Raw genomic sequence first — 17378 nt, forward strand, 5'->3', positions numbered from 1 at the left:
TATCTTACCAAACTCCGAGGAGCTTGTCAACACAAAACAGAAATTTTAACTGATTTATTTATAAAAAGATGTCCCCTCCAAATAGAAGGGGACATATAATAGTTTATGTATAGAAATGCTGTTGCTGCCCCTATTTGCTTCCTCTAATAGTTAAAATACAAAATTCATTTTTATAGCTCCTTGCAAAACCAACACAATCAATCTCCCGCATCTCATTCAAACGCTAGAAATACATAACGGCTTTTCATCGGCCCTGAACAGTTCAGCAAAGGCTTTTATAAACAACTCCAACAAGGAATATACAATACGCAGACGGAGAGTTAACCACTCACCTTTGCCAATTTTTATCACTCCCAGAAAGAAATATCTCACGATGAGAAAAAAAGTGTTGACAACAGGGTATCACATGACTATAATATAAGAGTACTTGCCACTATAGCTCAGCTGGCAGAGCATCTCATTCGTAATGAGAGGGTCGTAGGTTCGAATCCTATTAGTGGCTCCAAATTTTAATTAGAATCCTGTTATTTCAATAGCGGGATTCTTTTTTTATGCAAAAATCAGAGATAATTATCCCTTATCTGTCCTAAAATAACGTTTGCATGTCTTTCTCCATCGCCTTGCCGCGATTGCTTGTTGCCCCTACCTACCAATCGCGTGAGGTAATAGTGGATCGTCTGCATGTTGCTTCTTTATTATCACGAAAAAAAAGCCCTGAATGGGCTTTTTTACATCAAAATATTCAACACCTTAGTAAGTCCTATGGCTTGCTTTTTATTGACTAGATCTCCATTCCGGGGTAGGTTTCATCGTAGTACATATCCCAGGCATTGTCGTAAGGGCGTATCCTCCGGGCATCTTGCCGGATGTCTTCGAGGTTATATGGTCTTCCTGATTTCCTGGCCTGCTGCCACGAAATCTGATTCACGACCATCTCCTGTAGTGCATCGTCGGGGACATCCTTATAGGTTATAACGACGTTCTGGACCCGGTTCATGCCCTCCGGTGATACCTGGGGAAATAGACAGCCCTTATAGACGACTCGCATGCCCTGGAGGCAGTCTAAGGTCAGTTTTTGAATCTCTTCTTCGGTTCTGGTAGGGAGCGCTGGAAAGACTGGTCCGTTATTCCCGGCAAGGATTTCCGTCTGATACAGAGGGCACCCCATTACCGCCAATTCTTCCCGCTGAGCCAAATATAAGAAAGCATCTCGTCGCTGCGGAACTTCAGCAAGGCTAATATCCGTCTCCTGCAGATACCGACCGATTAAATACCGTTCAATAGCTTTAATGTCATCCATGGTCTTCTCCTTTCAGTGATTCAAGGTAACGCTCTGATTTTCCACAGAGCCAGTTTCTACGCTTTTCCCAGAGACAGCGCAGAGATATGTTGTTCCATCGATGACCGTAAAAAAACAGTGCTGATCTTCTCCAAAATTATATCATTTCTATTATCGTTCAGCAGTATCTTACCATATTCCCATTTAAAACACAAAAAAACTAAAATTTTCCTTTCTACCCGAAAGAAGATGACAAGGAAGGGACTTGCCCGCAGTTCATGAAAGAAAAAGCGCAGCAGTGACCCCTGCTGCGCTTTAAATTTATTTTGTCGATTCGGCTTAATCCAATGGTGTTAAGCCTTAGTCAATTCGTATCTGGCAATTTCACTGCTTTCGCGATTAGCGGCAATAATGATGTCTTTATTGTCATAGACATAGTGGAGAAGGTTAGCAGCACCCCGGCCACGATCTAATTCTTGGGCCTTATATTCCCCATCTTCATAGGTGATCGCCAATAACTGCCGGTCGCCGTTACGATATCCGAGAACCCAGGTATTCTTGCCGCACAATTCTCCGCCCCACAAGGCATGGAGGAAGGGCAGTTTTTCCGGATAGGTATAAACCAGTTCATATTTTCCATTTTCTTTGCGATAGATGCGGACTTCATTTCCATGGAACGGCGTAAATGTACATAATTCTTCGACACCGTCTCCGTCGAGATCCACCATCAAGCCGTCGCTGGCGGCATCCGTAGTCAAGGTTTCGCACTGCCATTCTTTATCGGTATCCGTCGGAGGATAAACATGGAAAACACCATTGTCGCAAGAAACAATGCTGCTCATATTTCCCTGGTCATCGGTATAACGACAATATCCGTGATTTTTCAAAAGGCCTTCTTTGATCGGCGTGAACTGGAGCTGGTTATCATCATTATACGAGGATAAGTCTTCCGGTAATTCTGCCACTAATATCTTGCCGGGGAACCGCCAGTCACCGGTGTGCTGATGATCCGATTTTAAGGTGCAGGCAATGATATATTTTTTTCCATGAGCTTGTAAAATATCAAAGCGGTGAACAAAAGGCATGTCACAAAGGGTGCGAACTTCCCACTGGTTCAACGCCTTCGGAGTCACAATGACCAGAGAGGATTCTTTGGAATTATCCGGAGAATAAAACTTGCGTGTCGCCAGGAATTGTCCATCGGTCCCCGGGACCTGAACCATGGTCATCGCTCCGCCAGGGCCTTCCCAGATCGTTTCTTCAATCGTTTTACCATCAAGCGAGATCAAATAGCACGGAGCCGATTGTTCTGCTGCACATAAAAAGTGATCTTTTCCCTTATAATGCAGCATAGCCAGGGAGTAACAATATTCTAATTCACCAACGACGGTTTTCTTCACATCTAACATACTGAATTCCTTCTTTCCAAATTTTACTTTACATTATTATTCTGTACTGCATCGAGGTACTTCCGTAAGAACGAGTTTGCAAAAGCAAGGTCCTCTTTCCACTGCGTCCCGCCAATATACCAAAATTCGCCTACATAGCGGCGAACGCCAAGTTTCCAAGCCTTATCGACAACGGCAGCAAAATCTACATGACCCGTTCCAAAAGGAATTTCCCGATATTTACCGGGAACGGTTTCCTTCAGATGAACGGCTACGATATGTGCCCGTCCCGTTTCCATATCATCCACGACGCTTTTTCCATATAATAAAGAGGCATTGGTTAAGTTCCCCGAATCGGGATATACCCCTAAATATGGCGACTGGACAATATTTACATACTTCATGGCTTTTTCAACGGTATCCATAAACGGCGTTTCCATCGTTTCAAAACCAAGTTGGACGCCGCTCCGTTCTGCCAAGTGAACTGCGGTGATTAAATTCTTTTCAAAATCAGCCCGCGTTTTATCCGTGCCTTCATCGTAATAGACATCATAACCTGCCAACTGAATCGTTCTAACTCCCAACTCAGCAGCCAAAGCTGCAGCTTTTTCCATGATATCTAAACTGCGACGTTGTTTCTCAGGATTCGGGTCTCCCAAGGGATATTTTCGGTGACCACTTAAGCAAATAGATCCGACGGGAATACCGGTCTTTTTGATTGCCATCCGAATTTCTTCTTTTTCAGACTCACTCATCGTTAAACGGGCCAGTTTTTCATCGGTTTCATCAATACTCATTTCAATATAGTCGAACCCGGCCGCTTTGGCCGCTTCCAACTTTTCCATCCAAGATAACTCTTTGGGCATAGCCTTTTCATAAAGGCCTAAGTTATAGCTATTCATCTATCTACTCCTACCTGTAAATACTTATGAGATTAAGCGAATCTAACGCTCCCATAATCCATATAAATCGCAAAAATAATGCGGCCCATAAAGGACTCTATGATCAGAATCTCTATGAGCCGCCATTTTATATCGACTTACTCCTGGGCGTTTACATCACGTCAACGGCTGCATCATAAAGCTTTCATTGAACTGGAATGCAATAAAAATTTAGCCTTTCTTAGCTTGGCCGTAATAGGCATTGGGACCGTGTTTGCGCAAGAAATGTTTATCCAGCAGCGCCTGCGGCATCGCTTGAACGCCAGGCATCAAAAGTTCCGTATGGAAGGCCATCATTGCCACTTCTTCAAGGACAACGGCATTGTGAACCGCATTCAAAGGATCTTTGCCCCAGCAAAACGGCCCATGATTTTTAACCAGTACAGCTGGAATATGATTAGGGTCAAGGTTTGCCTGTTCAAATCGTTCTACGGCAACGACGCCCGTATTGTACTCATAATCGGATTGGATTTCTTCAACAGTCATATCGCGCGTGCAGGGAATTTCTCCATAGAAGTAGTCTCCCTGCGTCGTTCCATACGCCCGAACTCCCCGCCCAGCTTGGGCAAAAATAGTCGCCCAACGAGAATGGGTATGTACCACACCGCCAATATCCGGGAATTTTTGATAAAAAATCCGATGCGTTTCCGTATCCGATGACGGATTCAGGTCGCCTTCTACTTTATTTCCCTCCAAATCAACGACTACCATGTCGGACGGTTTCATCACCTCATAATCAACACCTGATGGTTTGATAACGAAGAGCCCTTTTTCTCGGTCGATACCGGAAACATTCCCCCAGGTAAAGGTTACCAGATTATGTTTAGGCAGAAGCATATTGGCTTCATACACCTTTTCTTTTAATTCTTCTAACATGTTCTATATCCTCCCAAAGTACTTACCAAGGCATATCCTCTTCGTCAGGAAAATTATCTGACAACAGTTCAATCGGCATCATTAAGTGCTTCATCATAAGATGGTATGCCTCGGTCGTTTCTCTATTCTTTAATAGATTTACATACGATACGTGTTCCTGAACCGTTTCTTCTAATCGACCAGGGATTTCGATCGCCGATTTCGTCGTCAAGTGAATGAGATACATAAGACGCTGAAAAATTTGATCAAACTCATGATTTCGTGCCGATTTTACAATTGCCAAGTGAAATTGGTGGTCGTAATTAATAAACCGCTTCATATCCTTCGCATCAATCGCATCCTGCATGGAGTCCAAGGCGTCGTTGATATCCAAAAAGAAGCGGCGGCGCTTTTCATCGGTTTGAATGCCTAACCGATAGGTACAAAAGCCTTCAATGGCACACCTCGTTTCAATCGTTTCTCGGACATCAAGCCTGGTAAGCTGACGCAGTGTAAAGCCACGGCTCGGTGCAATCGTGATATAGCCATCCTGACTCAAGCAGTGAAGCGCTTGACGAATCGGAGTTCTGGAGATATTAAGTTCTTGAGCAAGCTTTGTTTCAGAGTAGTAGACCCCAACCTCCATATCATCATTCAAGATTTTTCGCTTTATATATTCATATGCTCGCGATTGTAACATGCCCGGCGAATTGCCGAGAGACGAAACTGCCATAATCACCCATCCTATCTATGCCAGATCGAAGACAGACTATCCTCCAACTGACAATATAACTGATATTTCCTATTATAAATCTCTTTCATATTCTCCCGCGGTTCAACTGAAGCGGAGACCGAAACAACTTTCTGCACGGCATCGGTCAAGTCGCTGTAAATGCCAGCTGCAACGCCGGCTGCCATAGCGGCGCCTAAGGCCCCTGATTCTTTTCCCTTGACGGATTCTACCGGTAACTGCAAGGCGTCGGCAAAAAGCTGCGTCCAAACCGCAGAATTGGTAACACCGCCGGAAAGGCGAATCTTTTTAGGCAACGAACGATGCATGAGTAATTTTTCAACATGCCGCCGATGAGAGAAAACCACACCTTCGTATACAGCAGCTACTAAATCTTTCTTAGTCGTCGATTCCGAAAGACCAAAAAAGACACCGCTAGCCCCGCCCTCGGTAGATGAACCATTTAAAAAGGGGAGATACACAACATTATTTACTTGCGGATCCGTGCCGGCGACCCACTCATTAGTAAGATCATAGATACTGGTGCCTTCATTTCTCGCTTTAGCTTTCTCTTCCAGCATTTGCGAGCGAATAAACCATTCCAGGTTCCCAGCAGAAGTCGGGCTGCTCTCTTCGATCAAATAACGCCCGGGTTCGCAGAAGAAAGAGTTCCGCGTCGTAGCTTCGCCGCGAACAGGCGTATCCGAAATATATTCATTGATACTCCAAGTGCCGGCAATGAGGCAAAGGTTATCCGGATCAGAAAGACCGCTGGCAATGCCACAAGAATCGATATCAAACATCCCTGCCGCTACCGGAGTTCCTTCAAGAAGCCCTGTAGCTGCAGCCCCCTTCGCAGTCACCCTTCCGGCTAATTCGGAGCTGTAGAGAAGGGGCGGCAAGCAGCCACTCATTTCGGGAATTCCGAATAAAGCCAGCAGCTCCTCCGTATATCCCTTTTTTTCAAAATCGACAAAGCCACTGCCGGAAGCGACCGTGTACTCGCTATAAGGCTGATCCGTCAAACAAAAGCGAATGTAGTCGTTGACGGAAAAGACGTACCCGATTTGTTGATATAGATCAGGATCATATTCTTTAAGCCAGGCTAATAAGGCGACAGGTTGGCAGGCACTCACGGGCTGATACGTATATTTTCTAGCCTTCTCAGCCACACCGTTTCGTTCCCAATGACTTACAAGGTCTGTCGCCCGGCAGTCGGTAGATAAAATACCTCTGCCTAACGGATTTCCCATTTTATCTACCAGATACAAGCCTTTTCCATGACCGGAAACAGATACGGCTGCAATCTCGCTTGGCGAAATTCCGCTGGCTTCAATAGCACTTTTTACAACAGCCGCATTAGCTTCCCAAAGTTCTGAAAGATCGCGTTCGCGAAATCCCGAATCCGGCGTGAAAAGGGAAACGGAAGCACTCTTCGATGCAATTTGCACCCCATCTTCACGGAAAATAGCTGCTTTGGAAAAAGTGCCTCCATTATCAATTCCCATCAAATAACGCACAAAGATTCCTCCTCTTAGGCATCATAGGAGATCCCGGCTAAGTCGAAGGTCCGCATCAAGAAGGTGCGAATTAACCGTTCCTTAGCCCAAAGATCGTCTGCTAAATGTGACCGTACTTCAAGAGCACAAGTCATGCGGGGCACACCGTCTATGGGATCAAAAGAAGCGGCTTCACGCAGCATCTCTGCACCCACTTCCGGCGTAAGGTATCCCCAAGTCTTAAAGTCCGGAGCTTGGCCGACATCCATATGGAAATCGCCGCGGTAGGGGTGCCCTTCTTCAGTTACACAATTGCAAATGTGGAATTGTGCCAAGAACGGGGCAGAAAGCCGCAAGGATTCGAGCAAATCAGCGCCGCCTAATTTTTCATGGGCGCTGTCCCAATGAATATAGAAATTAGATGCATCTTTTTTCAAAGCAGCAAACCATTCAACGACTTCTTTAATCGGACCTAACAGTTGTTTTTTATGAACAAACCGATCAAGGGGTTCAATTATAAGATACAAATTTTCATACTGACGTGCAAATTCGGAAATCTCAAGGCAAGAGTCCATTAATGCTTTTTTTGCATCAGCTCTGAGCGATGCATCGACATCCGGACCGGACTGAAGGCCGACACGATGGGCTCCAAATTCAGCCGCACCAGCGACCAATTCTTTCGCCATTTCAACCGCTTTTCTTCGTTCACTTACATCTAAGCTCGAAAGGGAAAGTCCAGCATCGGCAATGACCGGAGAGCACCAGGCGGTAACTTGCCAATTACGATTTTCAGCAATGCGGCGAACGGCTTTACGGCAAGCGTTATCGCGGATATAGCCCAATTCAACGGCTTTATAAAAAGGAATTTCCGATGCTTTTTCCAACATCTTTACTGCAAAAGGTTCATTGCCAACGACAGGCATAAAGTTTTCTAAAAAGTGCATGGACGGTACAATTTCTCTCATGACACGTTCCTCCTTATATCTTCAAAAGATGAATTCATAAATTTACTGTATATCAGAAAAGCCACAGTCCCTCTTCTATTTTTCGAAAGGAATGTGGCTTTTCTATACTTTCTACTATTCGTTTAACCGAAGGCTTGCCGCCATCCCATTAATTTTCAAATGTAATCTTGGAAAAGGTCAGCATGGAAGTCCGGCTCTAGTGCGTTGCAGGTGCCGTCTGTTCAGTCTTAACTTCTTCATCGATGCTGGAAGGCAGGCTGATCGTCAAAGCAGCACCAACAACCAACAGGACGACAAGACCGTAAATGCCGACATCATAATTGTACATTTGGATTAACAAGCCGACCAAATAGGGGCCTGCAAAACCACCTAAGTTGCCGATACCATTGATGACGCCACGAGCACCACCGGCAACTTCAGGGCTGAAGAGGCGAGGGGGAATCGTCCAAAATACCCCAGCTGCAGCCTGAAGGAAGAAGCCGCATCCGACGAGGAATGCATAGGATACCCAAATCATGCTCGACAGTTTAACGGAGAGCAAGAGGCAGAGGGCAAAGCCGATCAAGGGAATAACGATAAACGGTTTTCTACGGCCGGTTTTATCAGAAACCTGGGCAACGAAAAGCATGCCGATCGCACAACCGACATAGGGAAGTGCCGAGAGCCATCCGATCTGGTTCATACCGGAATGGGTCAAGTTTTTCAAAAGGCTCGGCAGCCAAAGGCCAAAACCATAGATGCCGCACTGGTAGCAGAAATTCAAAACGATCAATTTGATCATCGTGCCATTACGCAATACTTCTTTTAAAGAAGCGATTTGTTTCGGGCCCTGACTAAGGCTTTCTTTTTCTTCTTCAAGTTTGCCCGTAATATAATCGCGTTCGCGTTTATCGAGCCATTTAGCCGTTTCCGGACGGTCACTGACGAGAAGAAGCCAGGGGATAAGAACCAATAAGGAGACAACGCCTTCTAAAATGAACAGCCATTTCCAGTTGGACATGGAAATGATGTACCCCGAAAGCGGACCGGTGATAATAGCAGCTACCGGAACAAAGAGGATAACGATGGCATTGGCGCGGCCACGTTCTTCATTCGGGAACCACATGCTGACCATGGTCAAAACGACGGGAAGCATGCCGCCTTCAGCAACACCTAATAAGAATCTTAAAATCAATACGTGAGTTACATCCGTTGCAAAGCCAGTCAAAATTGAAATAATTGCCCAAAAAACAATCGTCCAGCTTATAAATTTCTTACCGCTTCGTTTGGCAGCGAACTCCCCGCCAGGAACCTGTAAGAAAAGATAGCCGATAAAGAAAATACCTGCTGCGAGCCCAGCCACACTAGCTGTCATACCCAGTTCATCAGACATGCCGCCAGCCATAGCAAAGCCAATATTAACACGGTCCATATAGGAAATAATGCATACAATCATAATCGGGGGCAGAATTCTCAGCCAACGCCCCATAGGGATTTTTTGTGCAAGTTCACTCATTGTGTATCAACCTCTCTTATCTTCCATCGCCTCTTACAGTAAGGCCAGGCTAACTTTTACAACTACTTTTCGAACGACCATCGATTCACCCGAGATGCAGGCCGGACGATGAACATCTTCAGGGAAGAAAATGCTGAAAGTTCCCGGACGGGCTTCAATAAAGCCTTCATCTTTTACTTCTTTGTAGAAAATTAAATCCCGTTCGTCGATACGTTCGGCGACTTCATAGTTGCCGGTGTCGGGAGTAAAACCAAGGCGTTCTTTACCGGAGGCTAAGAACTGAACATCGATGAATTTTTCATGCACTTCAGGGCGTTGTTTTTCAACGGGCTGCGTTTCTGCGTCAAAGACCTGAGCGTAAATGTCTTTGCCTTCAATTTCATACACGCCCGGTTCCATCGTGGTGAAATCATGGCTCTTTAAATATTCAAGAGCCTTTTCAATAGCACTCGGGAACACAATACTTCTGTTGTTTGCATAAAGAGACGAAACGATCATAATAATACCCCTCCAATTAATTATTAAAATATATTTTTTGATTCATTATATTAATTGCGACCTTCCATCGCATGAACCATTTCTACTAAAAACGTGTGTGTCGGAACAGCAACATTATATTTCTTAGCTGCTCTCACGACGGAACCACTAATCGTATCGACTTCCGTACGACGTCCATTTTTCAAATCAGCATAAATCGATGTTTCCCCTTCAGGATTGGCTTCTGACGTCTTGTGAATTCGTTCAAGCATTTCTTTTTCGTCGAAAGAAAGCCCCATAGCATGAGCGACTTCCATGGCTTCGGAAACCAATTGTTTAGTCATATTCCAAGCATGTTCGTTGCCGGCAATAAAGCCCATTTTTACGCCTAAGATACCGGTTACAGCACTCAAGGAAATATTGGTGAAGAGCTTGTCCCAAATCAACTGCTGAATATTGTCATGAATGAGAGCTTTAAATCCCGCTTCATCCAAAGTAGCTTTCAAACGGTTAAGGAAGCCTTCCGTGTCGTCTGTCAGCATACCGATATTCGTTTTTCCGACGCCGCCGTGGCGGATCTTTCCGGCGCCTAAGATGGCTCCGTTATCTTCAGTTGTGCCAATGACGATATGGGAAAGAGGGCAAAATTCTTTTAAAATATCTTCATGTCCCGATCCGTTTTGTAAGGTCATGACATAGGTATTCGGACCAATCAGTGCTTTATTTTCTTCTAAAGCAGCTTTCGACCAAAGGGCTTTTACAAACAGAATGATCAGATCCATTTCTCCGAGCCCTTCCGACGAAGTACCGGCCTTAGGATGAAATACATGATCTTCTCCATTTTCCACTAAGGTGATGCCGTCCTGATTAATCGTATTCACAACATTTTCAATTTTATCAATCATGAAAACGTCATTCTTTTGAGATAATCTGCCGCCATAAATACTTCCCATGGCACCTGCACCAATAACTGCAATTTTCATAAAAAAGAACCTCCCTGTTCTATTCTTGCTATGCGGTTTACATTTGTGTGTTTCCTTTGACATTAGTATACCGGGATTCCGGTATACTGTCAAACAAAATCATACCAGGTATGCAAAAGTGGAATCTTTATTTTCAGACCTTGCTTAAATCGAATTCATTCTTCAAAGACTTGACAAAGCCTTTTGAATGGGTCCGCCTCCCTACTCGACAAAATATACTGCCCTTGAAAAGCCAGCCACCGTTTCGTAAAGTATCATCGCACCAGAAGCGGCCTTCGTCGTCGGCATGATGAGCATACAAAACAGAGCAGACGCAACCGCCTGCTCTGTTTTGATCGTCGAAAAGATTACGATGCTTACCGCAATCTCTGCAATTATGAAGTTATATCCGGCAAGAATACCAAGAGGTGATATGTGATCTGCTGGCTCACACCCGCCAAATATCGCCGGCTCCGCTAGGGATTAAAATGTTCTAAGATAGTCTCTAATCGCTCAACATTTGCTATTTTTCCGGCAGCCCTGTTTAAATGACAGCAAACCTGCAGATTCTTTTGGATAAATTCCCCCTCCGTCATTTGGGCTTTAAAGTAGGTCTGATACATATAGGAAACGTTGCACACCTTCGGCCTCATATCATAGATAGTGCAGCGATTCGTCCTTTTATCGAGATATCGACAGACGCCATCCGTATCAACCTTGGTAGCTAATTGAGGGACCTCTCCGGCATGACGGCAGCATTCGCCGCACTGAATACAAGGAAAGGTCATCATTATAGCAGCTGCCTTACTTCCGTCAGTCGTTCTTTCGTCCCGTTGATAATCTGCCGCGCGCGTTTGCTAACAGCCCCGTCTTTGGTAATGATAGCCGTGCCAATAATCGGTGCAATGATTTGGAAAATGGCCATACCTGCGGCAACGGTGTGTTTGGCATTTGTCGAGTACGCCCTATAATCCGTTCCGTAATCCCGAATTACTTGTTGCAGCTCTTCCGTCAAAGAAGCTAAGAGGGGTCTCAACTTCCGAAGCGTTTTCGCATACTCCTGGGCAACGTCACGGATATGATAGCAGGTATCTCTCACCGTCGCCAAAGATTCGGCGATTTCTCGGGCCTTGGCCAAATTGCTTCGCGCATTATCTAAGTTAGCCGATGCCTTAGCACTCAAGGTAAAGCCCAAAACCGCTAAGGCCGGTCCCGCCACCAGGCCGCCTAAGACCATGGTACCACCGGCAACGCCAAGTCCGCCTGCCGCCAGGGAGCCCCCGCCTAAGAAGGCCAGTGTCGCATTGGTCGCAGCGGCTCCGCTTAAACTGGCAATGGCCGTACCCGTCGACGCCGCGCCAAAAGTCATGGCACCGCCATAGGCACCAAAGGCAGTTACGGCACCGGCAGCCGATCCTTTAAAGGCCCCTGAGGCCATGGAGAAGGAAAGGGTCTCCAATTCCTTCATTTTCAAATATTCCTCTTTATTCCATTTCAGCTGACCGCCAAAGTCTTTGGAAAAGGAAGCTTCCAGATGATGAATCTGGTTAAAGGAGTTCATAAACTGGGAGATTTCGTTCTGCAGTGTATCTATTCGAAGCTGTCCTAAGTTTTTGACGGCTTCATTTGCCGCTTGACGTGCCTTATTGGCATTCGATTTGGCGTTATCGTAAATATGCTTGGCTTTCTCGTTTACATCCTTTGCCTCGTCGTTTTTTTGTTTGGCACCAACAGCCTTGGCAACACCGGTAACACCGGCAACCACTCCAAGCCCAAGTAAAATAGGGATAGGCATTGTCTTATCCTCCTTTATCAAAACTTAAATTTAAATGGCTCCGGATCGTTCATCCGTCGGTCAAATTCTTCAAATGAATCAAAATTCGTCGTTCCACCCAATTTACGCGTAATGGTATTGGCCCCGGCAATAAAGCCATCGATATCACCGATTCTCATGGCGTTTTTCATATCGGCAAAGGCAGCCTCAAAGGTGTTCCGATATTCGGCAAGGTATCGTTCGGCAATGCGATTGATCTCTTGACGATATTGGCGGATGGCCACAACAGCCGCTTCACATTCACGTTCTACCCGGATTCGCTCTTCTCGGGCAAGCTTAGCATCCTTCAAAGCGGTCATCAATTCACCGTAGCAAGCACTGGCTAAGGAATAGCCGACCATGCCGCCAACAAGTCCGCCTACAACGGGAATGGGAATCAACAGTTGACCTGCCGCTGCATAAGCCGCCGAGGATGAAATGGCAAATCCATTCTTCCCCATCTCTTCAAGGCATTCCGTTCCCGTAACCTTGCCGTTCATCCATTGCCAAATCGTATCAGCTGAGGTGACGGCCGTGGAGACAATCTGAGCCGGTAAATTCGTTCTCGACAAGGTTCTGACAAAGGATTGACTGGCATTTCTCATGACCGCAATAGCCGCTGTACTGCCATAAGCCGTTACATAAGCATTCGCTGCTGCCTTTCCCGTCGTTACAGCCGTATCTCGAAAAGCTTCTGACGGGCTTTTTTTGCCTTGCAGTACACAAATGGCATTTTGCAGTCCACTGATAGTTCCGCCGATACCAGCTCCGTATTTAGCAGCATTGACGCCGGCATCATGGCTTAGACGGTGAATATCTTTGGCCGTAGACAGGCGGGGATTCTTTCTTGCCTCCATGGCATCAGACTGGGAAACACGGGATTTTTTCAAATTCTGCCGAGTCCGTTTCAAGTCATCGATCTGGGCCTGTTTTTGTTTGGCAACTGCCATTTTTCCCTGACGTTTGGCCGCTTCTACTTGTTTATTCAAATCGGCAACGTTTTTGTCAATTTCTTGACAGACTCCATCGTAGAAATCAGACGGAACTTCCATGGTTACATTGGCATCGCGATATTTTTTATATTTTCCGGACATGAGCTTATTCAGACATTCTTTCGGATTCTTTCCGACGAACTTCATCTGCGAGCCCGACCCAGGGATTACATTGCCGTTGGCATCCAGTTCTACATGGTCATACAAGGGGTCGTTTACACGACCGATATCATCGGTCCGCACCTTTCGTGTCCCATCTTTCTTGAGGATTCGATCGGCATTTTCACGAGCCGTCTCCTTTACCTCTGCCGAAAATCCGGCCTGCTGTTTGAGGTTTTGCTCCCTGTATTGGGGATTTACTTTGCTCTTAGAAATATCCTTTAGTCCGCGTTTAAGGGCGATTCCCGTTTCATGGTCAAACCCTTCATAGGCCACCATGTGTTCCTTGCCGGCGGCACCATGGAGGAGTATATCCTCAGCCATTCCCGCATTGGTGATCCCTGAAATGGCCGTATCTATCTTCAATTTTTTAGTTGATTTGTCTTCTTTAGACTTCCTTTTCTTGTTCATCCGTCTACCTCTGTACGGTCAACTAGCGCATAATGACTTCATTTACCTCCTGATAGATATGTGCCAAATCCTGTACCAGGGTCATCATCCGTTCCATATCGACAGGTGACACCGATAAGAAGGCGGCGGCCTGTTCCATCAAGACTCGTTCATCTTCAGCATATTCCGCATCGGCAAAGGCAATGCCCAGCAGCTCAAAGAGGAGCATCTTCTTTTTCAGCAGGTCGAGATTCTGGAATTTCGCAAGTTCTGCTACAAAATCGACGACCTCGGCCTGGGTGATATCCGCCTCTACTTCCGTTTGATACAACTGAAATCGCTCTCTTTCGTCGTCCTTCACTTCATGGTCAGCATACATCAGCGTATACGCTAAATTTAAAAAGCTTGCCTGTTCATCCTTACTGAAATGTCCTAAAAACATGGTCGCTCCTCCTTTTGATAAGTTCGTAAAGAACATAAAATCGCAATGATTTCATTAAAAGAACCAAAAGAAATATCTGACGTCCCAATGACTGCGGACAGGCGATCGAGAAAAGGCCGCATAAAAGGTAAACACTATTTATCTTCATTATATCAGAAATAAAGGTAACCCCCAACATAGGTGCCGAAAATACAAGATGTTTTACGAAAATAATACCCCCCTAAGGTTAAGTTGTCCTGCCCGCAGATTCAACTCCCATATATACTTATTAAAATGCTCGCGCTCAAGCCTGATAAACAAAAAAATCGCCTCTCCATAAACAGAAAAGACGATTTCAAATTTACTTATGTTTAAAGTCAGGAGTTCCAGCTGGTTAAGGCATCTATCCCCATCCGCCATATCGTTTAGCCTTTTACGGCCTCAAAAGGGATAATCGGTGTCGGATTGTCGTTGTGATCTCCAATCATTTTTTCCATCCAAATGACGTCGTACCAGCGGCCGAATTTATAGCCGCTGTGGTGAAACTGGGCGACTTTCTCGTAGCCTAAATGCTGGTGAAAGAAAAAGCTGCCATTGGTCACATAAGGATCATCGGAATCGTTCGTTACGGCAATACAGGTATTGATGTTAAGAATGCCCATATCTTTCAAGGACTGTTCTAAGGCTTCATAAAGAGGGCGGCCGATTCCCGACCGTCTGGCATCTTTATCGACGTATATTGTCGCTTCGACCGACCAGGCGTAGGCGTCCCGACCATAAAATTCATGAGCATAGGCATATCCGACCACCTTCCCGTCTTTCTCCGCCACCAAGTACGGATATTGTTCCAAGATGGTCTTTCTCCTTTTTTCCATTTCTGGTACATCCGGGGCCTGGTATTCAAAAGTAATCGCGGTCTCGTTTACATAATAGGCGTAAATCCGGGCAAGGTCCGCCGCATCTTCATCTCGCGCAACACGAATCATGATTTCCTGACTCATCTTAACCATCAAATCCTTTCCCCTCGTGGTTTACATTACCCTCATCCTAAATTTTCGCTGTCCTATCGTATTTCATGTTATTTATCGATTCTCGAACAGGTTTACACAAAATAAACAGCAGGCAATAGACATCTGTCCAGTACAATAACAACAAAGAAAGTATAGCACAACCGGAGTTGCCCGTCCATAAACAGCCTTACGCCGATCACAGGCACAAAAAAAAGAGCAGCCGACCGTGCAGATTTTCTGCCGGTCAAACTGCCCTGTTCACGTTCTGTCTTTACGCACGACACGTTCTAAGACGAATACACACCCGTACTACGCAAAAAGTTTTTTCCACCAAGGCTGATTTTCTTTTTCTATCAATTGCTGGCGCAGGCTGTCCCGTTCTGATTCAGCGGCAGACAGTTTTTCCTGAAGCTGTTTTTGCTCTTCCTCAATGGCCTGCCCTTCTTTTTTCAGTCGATCAACTTCACCGCGAAGGGCTTCTGCCTGATTCTTGTTTTGTTGACCTTCCAAAGCCTTGACCTTCACTTCAGATAATTCATGCTGCTTGGCAATGAGACTCTGCTGCAGAGTAATGACCTGCTGTTGGGCCGTGTTAAGGTCCTGCTGGGTTTTCAGCAGTAAAATCCGGAGGTTATGCGATTCTTGTTGAGCATTGGACACTTTTTCACTTTCCAGCTCGGTAATCGTCGCTTGGTCGTGAAGGCCACGTAACTGGTCTAACACGCGGACAGCTTCCGTATCAAAAGACCATTCACCTTTCTGTATCGTAGCATGTTCTTCCCCGTCGTGGTTAATTTCGTCTAAATGTTTTTTGACGAACTGAATAATGCCTTGACGGGTCTTGATATTGTAGCGGTCCATTAAATCCTTTGTTGTAATCACGTGTCTTCTCTCCTCGCATTTACTACAGCCATTTTTTGATTTACCAGGCTCATATTCACAAGAAATAAAGGGCTCAACCATGCCAACAAGCACAGAGGAAACGTATCTAAATTCCTTGCTTTTAGTTTACACTATCTAAGAGAATAATGCAACCTTCCCATGAAAGTTCATCAAAATTCAGCCATTTCAAAGAAAGAGGATTACTCAAGGGCAGTCATTACATTAAACGTCATTAAATGGAAAGCTGTACGAAATTCTGTCCAAACCGCAAGTATTCGCCTTGCGGAAGTTTATATGCTTGAGAAATTGCCGCAGCATCGGTCGGCACCGTCGGTGTCGTTTCCCAGCTATAAGCCTTGGCATAGGCAGCTGCCGTATCCGACACACCTAATCCCGACTTATCAAACTTCAAATCACTGCCTTCATAGATTCGGATACCGATGACAATGCCGGCCTGAAGGTAAACGTCCATATGGTGGCTGCTGAAAATAAGGCGGGCCGTCCCCTGGTCATCGGCACTGCTGTCGGCTTGTCCATAGGCAGCTTCCAAATCAGCTTGCGTCATCCCTAAGTAAACGCTGCCAATGGATTCATAGTGATCGCCATGAAGAGACCGCCGCAAAGGCATCGTATTGTCCACGATGAGGTACTGATGCGATTTATGGCCCATGAGGTCCAAGGTCATGGATCGGTTGCCGGCTTGTTCATGAACCGTAAACGTGCCTTTACGCGGATAGCCGTCTGTATAGTTTTCAGCGTCCGTAACGGCTGACCCATTAATCGTCGCTCCCTCGATGGTCATGACCAAATCACCTTTGGTATTGTACCATTCACCGGCAGCCGGTGAGAGCCATTCGCTGACGACCGGATTCGAAGCCGTAGCGTCTGCCGTCGTCGTAACCTGAGGCGCATCGGAAGCTGCTTCCGCGTCTTCAGCCAGACAGACCGTCGATACACTCATCGTCATCAAGGCACACAGTACCATATGTTTCACTAATCTTTTCATACTTAATCGCTCCCTTTGTTTACTTCCTGCAGCTCCCTATTATACGCCCCTTACTAAAGGAAAACAATAGTTCTTATTCCGGTTTATACGAGTTTACCCAATAAGTGTATCCCC

16 protein-coding genes and 1 tRNA gene are annotated in these 17378 nt (G+C 45.7%); 1 reads left to right on the forward strand and 16 read right to left on the reverse strand.

Annotation, left to right across the window (positions count from 1 at the left end; all coding sequences use genetic code 11):
- Positions 1-429 precede the first annotated feature (429 nt).
- Positions 430-505: transfer RNA gene (locus tag HMPREF3201_RS03225), tRNA-Thr, on the forward strand.
- 276 nt (positions 506-781) lie between these two features.
- Here HMPREF3201_RS03225 and HMPREF3201_RS03230 read toward each other — a convergent pair.
- From HMPREF3201_RS03230 to HMPREF3201_RS03315, 16 genes are all read right to left on the reverse strand, one after another.
- Positions 782-1300 carry a Panacea domain-containing protein gene (locus HMPREF3201_RS03230; RefSeq protein WP_062411716.1) on the reverse strand — a complete coding sequence of 173 codons (519 nt, stop codon included), beginning with the start codon at positions 1298-1300 and terminating at the stop codon, positions 782-784.
- Between the two features lie 332 nt (positions 1301-1632).
- A complete protein-coding gene (locus HMPREF3201_RS03235) occupies positions 1633-2688 on the reverse strand; it encodes a hypothetical protein (protein WP_062411717.1) in 1056 nt (351 codons plus the stop codon).
- 23 nt (positions 2689-2711) lie between these two features.
- On the reverse strand, positions 2712-3569 hold the full coding sequence (locus HMPREF3201_RS03240; protein ID WP_062411718.1) for an L-ribulose-5-phosphate 3-epimerase: 858 nt from the start codon (positions 3567-3569) through the stop codon (positions 2712-2714).
- Positions 3570-3779: 210 nt separating this feature from the next.
- Positions 3780-4484, reverse strand: coding sequence for an L-ribulose-5-phosphate 4-epimerase (locus HMPREF3201_RS03245; protein ID WP_062411719.1), 705 nt, complete (start codon positions 4482-4484; stop codon positions 3780-3782).
- A gap of 22 nt (positions 4485-4506) precedes the next feature.
- The gene (locus HMPREF3201_RS03250) at positions 4507-5196 is read right to left on the reverse strand and encodes a GntR family transcriptional regulator (RefSeq protein WP_082709382.1); all 690 of its coding nucleotides are present in this window, start codon (positions 5194-5196) and stop codon (positions 4507-4509) included.
- 11 nt (positions 5197-5207) lie between these two features.
- Positions 5208-6713 (reverse strand): FGGY-family carbohydrate kinase, encoded by a 1506-nt coding sequence (locus HMPREF3201_RS03255; protein ID WP_062411720.1) that lies wholly within the window; start codon positions 6711-6713, stop codon positions 5208-5210.
- Between the two features lie 14 nt (positions 6714-6727).
- A complete protein-coding gene (locus HMPREF3201_RS03260; protein WP_062411721.1) occupies positions 6728-7657 on the reverse strand; it encodes a sugar phosphate isomerase/epimerase family protein in 930 nt (309 codons plus the stop codon).
- A 196-nt stretch (positions 7658-7853) separates the two neighbouring features.
- Positions 7854-9152 carry an MFS transporter gene (locus HMPREF3201_RS03265; protein WP_062411722.1) on the reverse strand — a complete coding sequence of 433 codons (1299 nt, stop codon included), beginning with the start codon at positions 9150-9152 and terminating at the stop codon, positions 7854-7856.
- Positions 9153-9185: 33 nt separating this feature from the next.
- A complete protein-coding gene (locus HMPREF3201_RS03270) occupies positions 9186-9650 on the reverse strand; it encodes a NanQ anomerase/TabA/YiaL family protein (protein WP_062411723.1) in 465 nt (154 codons plus the stop codon).
- Between the two features lie 50 nt (positions 9651-9700).
- Positions 9701-10612, reverse strand: a complete 912-nt coding sequence (locus tag HMPREF3201_RS03275) for a ketopantoate reductase family protein (RefSeq protein ID WP_062411724.1) — start codon at positions 10610-10612, stop codon at positions 9701-9703.
- A gap of 769 nt (positions 10613-11381) precedes the next feature.
- On the reverse strand, positions 11382-12386 hold the full coding sequence (locus tag HMPREF3201_RS03285; RefSeq protein WP_062411726.1) for an ATP synthase subunit B family protein: 1005 nt from the start codon (positions 12384-12386) through the stop codon (positions 11382-11384).
- Between the two features lie 17 nt (positions 12387-12403).
- Positions 12404-13966 (reverse strand): hypothetical protein, encoded by a 1563-nt coding sequence (locus HMPREF3201_RS03290; protein WP_062411727.1) that lies wholly within the window; start codon positions 13964-13966, stop codon positions 12404-12406.
- Between the two features lie 22 nt (positions 13967-13988).
- The gene (locus HMPREF3201_RS03295) at positions 13989-14387 is read right to left on the reverse strand and encodes a TerB family tellurite resistance protein (protein ID WP_062411728.1); all 399 of its coding nucleotides are present in this window, start codon (positions 14385-14387) and stop codon (positions 13989-13991) included.
- A gap of 404 nt (positions 14388-14791) precedes the next feature.
- Complete coding sequence (locus HMPREF3201_RS03305; RefSeq protein ID WP_227166857.1) at positions 14792-15376, reverse strand: GNAT family N-acetyltransferase; 585 nt, start codon at positions 15374-15376, stop codon at positions 14792-14794.
- A gap of 309 nt (positions 15377-15685) precedes the next feature.
- Positions 15686-16258 (reverse strand): kinesin, encoded by a 573-nt coding sequence (locus tag HMPREF3201_RS03310; protein WP_227163119.1) that lies wholly within the window; start codon positions 16256-16258, stop codon positions 15686-15688.
- Between the two features lie 232 nt (positions 16259-16490).
- Positions 16491-17264 carry a hypothetical protein gene (locus tag HMPREF3201_RS03315; RefSeq protein WP_062411731.1) on the reverse strand — a complete coding sequence of 258 codons (774 nt, stop codon included), beginning with the start codon at positions 17262-17264 and terminating at the stop codon, positions 16491-16493.
- Positions 17265-17378 lie beyond the last annotated feature (114 nt).

The sequence above is a fragment of the Megasphaera sp. MJR8396C genome, from assembly GCF_001546855.1.
Taxonomy (GTDB): domain Bacteria; phylum Bacillota; class Negativicutes; order Veillonellales; family Megasphaeraceae; genus Megasphaera.